Annotated in this window: 7 protein-coding genes; 5 read left to right on the top strand and 2 right to left on the bottom strand. The window is 65.9% G+C overall.

Annotated elements, in window-relative coordinates; all coding sequences use genetic code 11:
* Window positions 1–106: 106 nt before the first annotated feature.
* Entirely contained in the window at window positions 107–2,596 is a 2,490-nt protein-coding gene (locus EN780_RS18845) for a mechanosensitive ion channel family protein (RefSeq protein ID WP_128274970.1), read from the bottom strand.
* Window positions 2,597–2,800: 204 nt separating this feature from the next.
* On the opposite strand from EN780_RS18845, the gene EN780_RS18840 reads away from it, so the two are divergent.
* The 5 genes from EN780_RS18840 to EN780_RS18820 all read left to right on the top strand — a co-directional run bounded on the left by EN780_RS18840 (window position 2,801) and on the right by EN780_RS18820 (window position 9,600).
* Window positions 2,801–4,060, top strand: coding sequence for a sarcosine oxidase subunit beta (locus EN780_RS18840; protein ID WP_127283740.1), 1,260 nt, complete (start codon window positions 2,801–2,803; stop codon window positions 4,058–4,060).
* 11 nt (window positions 4,061–4,071) lie between these two features.
* Window positions 4,072–4,368: a sarcosine oxidase subunit delta gene (locus EN780_RS18835; RefSeq protein ID WP_128274969.1), complete on the top strand. Its 297-nt coding sequence runs from the start codon at window positions 4,072–4,074 to the stop codon at window positions 4,366–4,368.
* A complete protein-coding gene (locus tag EN780_RS18830) occupies window positions 4,365–7,358 on the top strand; it encodes a sarcosine oxidase subunit alpha (RefSeq protein WP_128274968.1) in 2,994 nt (997 codons plus the stop codon). The genes EN780_RS18835 and EN780_RS18830 overlap by 4 nt, the downstream gene beginning before the upstream one ends.
* On the top strand, window positions 7,351–7,953 hold the full coding sequence (locus EN780_RS18825; RefSeq protein WP_128274967.1) for a sarcosine oxidase subunit gamma: 603 nt from the start codon (window positions 7,351–7,353) through the stop codon (window positions 7,951–7,953). Before EN780_RS18830 ends, EN780_RS18825 begins: the two co-directional genes overlap by 8 nt.
* 204 nt (window positions 7,954–8,157) lie before the next feature.
* Complete coding sequence (locus tag EN780_RS18820) at window positions 8,158–9,600, top strand: MFS transporter (protein WP_128274966.1); 1,443 nt, start codon at window positions 8,158–8,160, stop codon at window positions 9,598–9,600.
* A 25-nt stretch (window positions 9,601–9,625) separates the two neighbouring features.
* Here the strand turns inward: EN780_RS18820 and EN780_RS18815 are convergent.
* The coding region (locus EN780_RS18815; RefSeq protein WP_128274965.1) for a nitroreductase at window positions 9,626–10,157 on the bottom strand (532 nt) is incomplete at its 5' end.

Genomic DNA, 10,157 nt, shown 5'->3' with positions numbered 1-10,157 from the left:
ACGGTGGGTTCCGAGAACCGGAGCGGAGCGTACACAAAGTAGGTGAGCACCGGAAGCGCAGGCAGCCGCCGTTTGCAGGCCGGCCTCACCTGAATATCAGCCCACCTCAATCCGGGTCGGGCTTGCTGCCCTTGCGCCTGGACTTCGCCAGGCGCGCCTTCTCTACCGCGGCTTCGGCCTCCGCTTGCTCCTTGTCGGCGAAGTCGGCCTCCATCTTGTCGTCGTCGAGCGGCCATGCCTCGGGCTTCTTCGTCTCGACCACGGCGCGCGGCGTCGACGGGATCTCGATGTGCTCGCTGTTGAACTCATCGAAGATGGCGAAACGGATGTCGTTCTGGACGATGTTGCCGTTGAGGATGTCGGCGAGGAAGACGCGGATCTCGAATTCGAGTGCGGCGGCGCCGAAATTGGCGAACAGCACGAACGGCTCGGGGTTCTTCAGCACCAGCGGATGGCTGCGCGCGATGTCGAGCAAAAGGGCATGCACCCGCTTGACGTCGCTGCCATAGGCGACCCCGACCTTGATATCGACACGGCCGAGCTTGTTGCGATGCGTCCAGTTGCCGACCGCATTGTTGATCAGGTTCGAATTGGGCAGGATCACCGACTGCCGCTGGAACGTCTCGATCTCGGTGGCGCGCACGCTGATCTTCCGGACCGTGCCTGTGGTGTCGCCGGCGACGATCCAGTCACCGACCTTGAACGGCCGCTCGGCGAGCAGGATCAGGCCGGAGACGAAGTTCGACACGACATTCTGCAGGCCGAAACCGATACCGAGCGACAGGGCGCCGGCAACGAGGGCCAGGTTCGACAGGTCGATGCCGGCCGCCGAGACGCCGACGAGGCCGGCAATGGCGACGCCGGCATAGCCGACCGCCAGCCGTATCGAGTTGCGCACGCCGGGATCGACCCTGCCGCGCGCCATCACTGAACCGTCGAGCCAGCCCTGGAACCAGCGCGTCAGGAAATAGCCGATGACGAAGACGACGATGCCGCTGAGGATGCCGGTGAACGAAATCGTCACCGAGCCGATGGTGACGCCCGTCGCCAGCTTATAGGCCCAGGCCTGGATGTCGCCGGGCTGGAACCCCCACATCAAAAGGATCAGCGGCAGGAACACCAGCACGATCATCAGGTTGATGGCGATGCTGACGACCAGGCCGAGCTGGTCGAGCGCGGTCTCGTCATAGCTGGAATTGGTGGTCAGCCAGCGCCCGATCGATGTGTCGGCGAAACCGCCCTCCTCGCCGATCGCCCGCGCCGACAGGAAGCCGATATAGGCGGTGACGAGGACAGTGCCGGTGACCACCACCTGCAGGGAGACGAAGAGCGCAAGGCCGATATAGCCGAGCAGCGCTGCGGCGATGGTGAACAGGCCGAGCGCCACGGCGGTGACGCGAAGCCAGGCCGGCCATGGGCGCCATGTTCCGTCCCTCGCCCGGAATGGCTTCAGCAATGCCATCAGGATCAGGATGACGCCTACGATGATGGTGGCGACGAAGCTTCTGGCAATGGTCAGCGACAGCGGCGAGCCCATCTTGTCGTTGACGACCGCCAGGAAATTGTTGAAGCCGATGACCACAGCCATCGCCGTCGTCAGCCGCACCAGCCAGCGCGCCGGGCCGGTTGCGACCGGGATCAGGCGCCAGTTCGGCAGGCGCGGCTCGAGTGCGGCATTGGTCAGCCGGTTGACGCAGAACACCACCGCGATGACGGCCAGCAGCGCATTGAGGAAGACGCCGATGTCGCCGCGCAGCACATTGTAATAATTGAAGAAAAACACAGTCGAGGCGAGGAACACTGTGAGCGCCGCGGACGGCAGCAGCGTCGACCAGAACGCCACGGAAAGCCGGCTGAGATAGGACGGCTCCTCGATGGACGGGTCGGGTTCGAAGATCCGCCCGAACAGTCGCCGGCCGCCGACCAGCAGCACCGCCGCCAGCCCCAGCGCCATCAGGGCCGCCGCGAGCACGGCCTGGAGCTTGAATTTGAAGGCGAAGCTCAGCCAGGACACCACCGCCTTGTAGAGGCCGGTGAACTGATCGTGAGCATCGGAAAAGGCCTGCGGGCTGAGTGCGTCGGTCAGCTCGTAGCGTTTGGTCAGAACGTTGCGGAAAAGCTCGCTGCGCATGATGCCGATCTTGTCGATCAGCCCGTTGATGCGGATCGACAGGTTCTGCGCGCCGGCGATGACGGCGTTGATCTCGGCCTTTTCGGCGGCAAGCGCGCCGCGCTCGTTGGTGACGATCGCGGGTTCCGGCGGCTGCCCCTGCGCCGGCGGCGGCCCCAGCACCTCGATGCGATTGTTGATATCGGTGAGGCGCGAGCGGAAGGCCAGCGCGCTGTTCAGTGCCGCCCGCGACATATCCTCGAGCTGCAGGCGGATGTCGACGAGCGCGGCGCCGTCCTCGGCATCGTCGGTGACCTTCTTTTCGAGACCATCGGTCTTGGCCGTCAAGTCCTGGACGACCTTCTGCTGGTCGGCGATCAGTTGGGCGGAACCCTGACCGATCGCCTGCGCCATCGCGTCGAACGACGGCTGCGCCGACACGACGAGCATGAAGACCAGGATTAGGCGAAGCAACCGGAAGAGCATGACGTTATTGGCGACTCGCTGCCGAAAGACTTGGAAAAACTCCGTTCTTGATAAAGACCGCCATACCCTGCGGCAAGCCGTCCCCGTCCATAGCCGCCGAACGGACCGGAGTCGGCCAGTCGAAAAGCGATGGCGCAATCTTGGCTTTGCGCCCGCCGCCTGCTCTATAGTCTGCCGCATCGCACAAACCGGACGACATGAAACATGGCGGAATATTCGGCCTTTTCGCTCCTCAAGAACGCGCTCAGCGGAAACCAGGACTGGAAGCCGGCCTGGCGCAAGCCGGACCCGAAGGCATCCTATGACGTGATCGTCATCGGCGGCGGCGGGCACGGCCTGTCGACCGCCTACTACCTTGCCAAGGAGCACGGCATCACCAACGTCGCGGTGCTGGAAAAGGGCTGGCTCGGCTCCGGCAATGTCGGCCGCAACACCACCGCGGTGCGCTCGAACTACCTTTTGCCGTCCAACACGCGCTTCTACGAGCATTCGATGAAGCTGTGGGAGAACCTGTCGCACGATCTGAACTACAATGTCATGTTCTCGCAGCGCGGCTGTCTCAACCTCGCGCATACGCCGGCCCAGTTCGATGACTATGCCAGGCGCGGCAACGCCATGCGCCATCTCGGCGTCGATGCCGAACTGATGACGGTCGACCAGATCAAGCGGCTGGTGCCTGTGCTCGACGTCTCCGGCTCGGCGCGTTTTCCGGTCATCGGCGGACTGATGCAGCGGCGCGCCGGCAGCGCCCGCCACGACGCCGTCGCCTGGGGCTATGCGCGCGGCGCCGACCGCCGCGGCGTCGACATCATCGAGAATTGCGAGGTCACCGGCTTCCTGCGCGACGGCGACCGCATCACCGGCGTGTCGACGACGCGCGGCGAAATCCGCGCCAGGAAGGTTGCGCTCGCCGTCGCCGGCAGCACCGGCCGCGTCATGCAACTGGCCGGCATCGACAAGATGCCGATCGAGAGCCACGTATTGCAGGCCTTCGTGTCGGAATCGCTGAAGCCGATCATCGACACCATCCTGACCTTCGGCATGGGCCACTTCTACATCTCGCAGTCCGACAAGGGTGGCCTGGTCTATGGCGGCGACCTCGACGGCTACAACAGCTATGCCCAGCGCGGCAGCCTGCCGATCGTCGACGAGGTGATGAGCGAGATGCTGGCGCTGTTCCCGGGCCTGGCGCGCGTGCGCATGCTGCGCTCCTGGGGCGGCCTCTGCGACATGACGATGGACGGCTCGCCGATCATCACAACCGGCCCGCTGCCCGGCATGTATCTCAATTGCGGCTGGTGCTACGGCGGCTTCAAGGCGACGCCTGCCTCCGGCCTGTGCTTTGCCTGGACCATCGCCAAGGACGAGCCGCACGAGCTCAACGCGCCCTTCACGCTCGACCGCTTCTATCGCGGCCTCGTCATCGACGACAAAGGCCAGGGCGCGACGCCTAGGCTGCATTAGGGTTTAGATAAATGCTCATCACCTGTCCCTATTGCGGCCCGCGCGACGTCATCGAATTCACCTATCAGGGCGACGGCAACCGCGAGCGCCCGCAACCTGCCTCGCAGGACATCGACGCCTGGAACGCCTATGTCTACGACCGGCTGAACCCGGCCGGCGACCACAATGAGATCTGGCAGCATTCCGGCGGCTGCCGCGCCCATGTCAGGGTCGTGCGCAACACGCTGACGCATGACATCTCCAGCACCGCCTTCGCGCATGGCGGCCACAAATCCGCCGCGCGGCACAGGACGGAGGCGAAGTCGTGAGCCCGCGCCGCACTGAGACCGGCGGTCGCGTCGACCGCCTGCGCACCATCCGCTTCAGCTTCGACGGTGCTTCGTACACAGGCCATGCCGGCGACACGCTGGCCTCGGCGCTGCTCGCCAATGGCGTCACGCTGTTCGGCCGCTCGTTCAAATACCACCGCCCGCGCGGTGTGCTCACCGCCGGCGTCGAGGAGCCGAACGCATTGGTTACGGTGCTGCGCGGCGAGGTCCGCGAGCCGAACATCCCGGCCACCATGGTCGAGATCTATGACGGGCTCACCGCCGTCAGCCAGAACCGCTTCCCCTCGCTCGCCTGGGACGTCAGCGCGGTCAATCAGCTCGGCGGCAAGCTCCTGTCGGCCGGCTTCTACTACAAGACCTTCATGGGGCCGGTGATCGGCCCACTCAAGGGCACGCGTTTCTGGATGTTCTGCGAGCATTTCATCCGCCGCGCCGCCGGCCTCGGCAGGGCCGGCACCGCCGCCGACACGTCGCGTTACGAGCGCATGAACGCCTTCTGCGACGTGCTGGTGGTCGGCTCAGGTCCGGCCGGGCTGATGGCCGCCAAGGCTGCCGCCGACCAGGGCGCGCGGGTCATCCTCACCGAGCTGGAGCCGCGCTTCGGCGGCTCGGCCAACTGGTCCGGCGAGACGATCGACGGCATGCCGGCGGCCGACTGGGCGGCGCGCGCAGCCGGCCAGCTCGAAGGCAACGACAATGTGCGGCTTTTGCCGCGCACCACGGTCTGGGGCTACTATGACGGCAACACGCTTGCCGCGCTGGAGCGTGTCACCGACCACAAGGAGAGCCCCGCCAGGGGCGAGCCGCGCCACCGCTACTGGGCGATCCGCGCCAGGACCGTGGTGCTCGCCACCGGTTCCTTCGAACGGCCGCTGGTCTTTCCCGGCAATGACCGGCCGGGCGTCATGCTGGCGCATGCGGCGGAGCGTTACGCCAATGAATATGGCGTGCTGCCAGGCGAGCGGATTGCCCTCTTCACCAACAATGACAGCGCCTACCGTTCCGCCCTGGCACTGAAGCAGGCAGGGGCCGCGATCGTCGCCATCATCGACGTTCGCGCCGAGCTGTCGGATGAGATGCGCAGGCTGGCCACCGAAGCCGAGGCGGAAATCCTGTCCGGCCATGCCGTGATCGCGACGGAAGGCGGCAAGGCGCTCAACGGCCTCAAGGTGCAGCGCTTCGACATGCCGAGCGGCGCGCTCACCGGCGATGCGCGCAGCATCCACGCCGACTGCCTGCTGATCTCGGGCGGCTGGTCGCCGACCATCCACCTGGCCAGCCAGGCCGGCGCCAGGGCCGAGTGGGACGCTTCCCGCCAAGCTTTCCTGCCGCCCAAGCCGACGCAGCGCTGGGTCGGCGCTGGCGCCTTCACCGGCAGTTTCTCGACCGCCGAGGCCATTGCCGAAGGCCGCGCCGCGGGTCTCGCCGCCGCCGGCGGCCCTGGCACGCCGGCGGCGTTGCCGGACGTCGAAGCAGCGCCCGGCGAGCCCGATCCAGCGCCGGTGTTCGAGATCAAGGCAAAGGGCAAGAGCTTCGTCGATTTCCAGCACGACGTGACGGCGGAAGATGTGCGGCTGGCGCATCGCGAGGGCTTTGTCTCGGTCGAGCATCTGAAGCGCTACACCACGCTCGGCATGGCGACCGACCAGGGCAAGAGCTCCAACGTGCCGGGCCTCGCCATCATGGCCGAGGCGCTCGGCAAGCCGATCCCCGAGGTCGGCACGACGCGCTTCCGCCCGCCCTATACGGCGGTGTCGATCGGCTCGCTGGCGGCCGAGCGTTTTGGCGACGTCAAGCCCGAGCGGCTGACGCCGATGCATGACTGGCACATCGCCAATGGCGCGAGGATGTATTCGGCCGGACTCTGGTACCGGCCGATGATCTACGGGCTCGCCGGCGAGACGGTCGAGCAGGCCTATGTCCGTGAGGCCAAGGCCACCCGCGACAGCGCCGGCATCGTCGACGTCTCGACGCTGGGCAAGATCGCGGTGCAGGGGCCGGACGCGGCGGAGCTCCTCGACCGCGTCTACACCAACATGTTTTCCACGCTTGCCGTCGGCAAGGCGCGCTACGGCCTGATGCTGCGCGAGGACGGGCTTGCCTTCGATGACGGCACCACCTGGCGGCTCGGCGAACAGGACTTCCTGATGACCACCACCACCGCCAATGCCGGCAAGGTGATGCAGCATCTGGAATATTTCCTCGACGTCATCTGGCCGGAGCTGAAGGTCACCGTCACCTCTGTGACCGACGAATGGGCGGGCGCCGCTATCGGCGGGCCGAAGGCGAGAGCCATCCTTGCGGCCTGCGTCACCGGCACCGCCGTCGACAACGCCACCTTGCCCTTCATGGGCATCGTCCACGGCCAGATAGCAGGCGTGCCGGTGATGATCTGCCGTCTCTCCTTCTCAGGCGAGATGGCCTTCGAGGTCTATTCCGGCGCCGGCTACGGCACCCATGTCTGGGAGGCGCTGATCGCGGCCGGCAAGCCGTTCGGCCTGGTCACCTACGGGCTCGAGGCGCTGGGCACGATGCGCATCGAGAAGGGCCATGTCACCGGCGCCGAGATCGACGGCCGCACCACGGCGCGCGACCTGCATCTCGACTGGATGCTGTCGAAGAAGAAGCCCTTCATCGGCTCGGCAATGATGGACCGCGAAGGATTGATCGCGCCTGACCGGCTGCAACTGGTCGGCCTGGTCTCGCTCGACAACCGCCCGCTCAACGGCGGCGCCCATATTGTCGAGGAATTGGACGAAGCCAATCCGCACGATTCGATCGGCCACATCACCGCCTGCTGCTACTCGCCGGCGCTCGGCAAGCATATCGCGCTGGCGCTAATCAAGGGCGGCAAGGCCCGCCACGGCACGCGCGCCTTCGTCTCCGACCCACTGCGCAACCGGTTCGGTCCGATCGAGATCGTCTCCAACCACTTCTACGACCCGGACGGGAGCCGCATGCATGGTTGAACGCCAATTACCCGTGCGCTTGTCTCCGCTCGAGCCGCAGTACCATCCGGGCTCGCACGGCAATTTCGAACAAGGCGTCGACGTCATCCTGTCGGAGACGCGGCCGGGGTCGATCCTGCAGCTCGCCGCCTGGCCGGGCGAGGAGAAGCGGCTGATGTCGGCCATATATAAGGTTGCGGGCCTTGCCCTTCCGGACGGCGCAGGCGGCGGCGTCGCCAACGGCGTAAGAGCGGCGTTCGGCTTCGCCTCGGGCAAATTCACCGTCGTCGACGAAGCCGAGGGCCTTGCGGCCGCGTTCTCCGGCGTCGTCACGCCGGACGTAGGCACCGTCACCGATCTGTCGCACGGCCGCACCGCGATCCGCATCGCCGGCCCGAAGGCCGAATGGGTGCTGGCGAAGTTCTTCGCCATCGATTTCGCCCTGACGGCCTTCCCGGTCGGCGCCGGCCGCTCGACCACGCATCACGACGTCTTCGCGCAGATCCAGCGCAGCGGCGGCGACCAGTTCGACATCTACGTCTTCCGCTCCTTCGCCCGCTCGTTCTGGAAGGCGCTGTGCCACGCCAGCGAGGAAGTCGGCTACGAGGTGCAATAGAGCAATTCCAGGAAAAGTGTGCAGCGGTTTTCCGTCCGGAACTGCGTAAGACAAGAGGACAATTCTGGAAGAGCACGCAGCTGGCACTACGGACGGCTACAACTGCTGCTTGAGCCTTAGGCCAGCCGGGACGATAGATAGGAAATCACGGGCTCCTGTCGGGGCAGGTGCCCGTCCAGGCAACCCGTTCGACCATATCCTCCAATGACCGCAGAGACTTCGGCGACAGCCACAACCCGCTTTGCCCCGGCGGGCGAAGCGTCGATGCTGTTGCCGGCGACCGTCGCCTGCGGCGTCTTCATGACCAGTCTCGATCAGAATGTCGTGGTGACTGCGCTTCCCGGCATCGGTGAAAGCCTGGCCCGTCCGCCGAGCCAGCTTGGCCTGCTGATCACCGTCTATGTCGCCAGTCTCATCATCTCGATGCCGCTCGGCGGCTGGGCAGCCGACCGCTTCGGCCTGCGCAACGTCTATTGCTTTGCCCTGCTGGTCTTCGCCATTGCCTCCGCGCTTTGCGGCCTCTCGGAGAACATCTGGATGCTGGTCGCCTCGCGCGCCCTGCAAGGTTTTGGCGGCGCGCTGATGGGCACGCTCGGCCAGGTGGTGATCCTGTCGAGCTTTCCGCGCGACCGCACGCTGAAGATCAACATGTACATTTCGCTGGCCGGCCAGTCCGGACCATTGGTCGGCCCGCTGGTCGGCGGCGCGCTCACCACCTACGTCTCGTGGCGCTGGATCTTCTACATCAACATCCCGATTGCGCTCATTGCCGCGCTGCTCGCCGCCTCGCTGTTCCCCTCCGCGACCAAGCCGGTCCGCACACCGTTCGACTTTCCGGGCTTCCTGCTGGTCGGCAGCGGCATGGCGCTGCTCGTCTTCGGCATGGATTCGCTCGCCGCCAAGGACGCCGCCGCCGGCATCATCGCCGCCGAGCTCGGGCTGGCGACCGCCATCCTGACCGTCGCGTCCTTCTATTGCCTGCGCGTCCGCAATCCGCTGCTCGACCTCAAACTGCTGCGCATCCGCACCTTCCGCGTCAGCTTCCTGACCGGCGGCGGCCTCGATACGATCGGGCTGAGCTCGGTCGTCTTCCTGTTGCCGCTGATGTTCCAGCTCGGCTTCGGCATGAGCGCGGTGCAGGCGGGATCGCTGACCTTCGTTGCCGCGATCGGCTCGCTGCTGACGCGCTTCATGATGCCGCGCATCCTCAACCGCTTCGGCTTCCGCCGCGTGCTGGTCGCCAACACGCCGATCGTCGCCTGTCTGGTCGCTGGCTTCGCCTTGATGCAGGCAAGCCTGCCCGCTTGGATCGTGCTCGCCTATATCTTCATCTTCGGCATCTTCCGCTCGGTGCAATGGGCCTCGACCGGCAACCTGTCCTACTCGGACATCGCGCCCGAGCAACTCGGCCGCTTCAGCGCGCTCTACTACATCCTCTGGCAGCTCGCGGTGGCGGTCAGCGTCGGCCTGGCGGCGGCACTTCTGTCGCTGCTCGCAGGCGGCGGCCAGGCGAGCGTCAACGATTTCCGCATCCTGTTCGTTATCGAAGGCCTGATCACGCTCTGCGCCTTGTTCGCCTATCTGCGGCTGACGCCGCAGGACGGCGCCCATGTCAGCGGCCATGGCGTGCGTATGAACACCGAGTAGGCTGCAGGCGTGGCGGTCGCGAGCCTTACTCGCTGAACGTCACCCATTCCTCGAGCGGCGCGCGGTCGGTGCGGAATTCGTTCTCCGGCTTCGACGTGTCCTCGTAGCCCAGCGCCATGCCGCAGACGACGATCTCCTCGTCCGGGATGTTGAGAACCGGGCGGATCTGCCGGTGATAAGGCGCGAAGGCCGCCTGCGGGCAGGTGTGCAGGCCCCTGCCCCGCGCCGCCACCATGATGTTCTGCAGGAACATCCCGTAGTCGATCCACGAGCCCTTGTTCAGCCGCCGGTCGACGGTGAAGATCATGCCGACGGGTGCATCGAAGAAGACGAAGTTTCGGTCGTGCTGGGCACGCATCCTGTCGACCTCGCGCCGGCCAATGCCGAGCGCGCCGTAGAGGCCGAAGCCGTTGGCGCGGCGACGGGTGAGATAGGGTTCGAAGAACTGGTCGGGGTAGTAGCGATATTCGTCCCACTCCGCCTTCTCGGCGCGAATGCCGGAATTGAGGATGGCGTCTGAGATGCGCTGCTTGACCTCGCCCTTGGTCACATAGACC

Origin of the sequence: Mesorhizobium sp. M4B.F.Ca.ET.089.01.1.1 (genome assembly GCF_004022605.1) — a bacterium.
Classification (GTDB): Bacteria; Pseudomonadota; Alphaproteobacteria; order Rhizobiales; family Rhizobiaceae; genus Mesorhizobium; species Mesorhizobium abyssinicae.
This window is presented reverse-complemented; position numbering and strand designations above follow the sequence as displayed.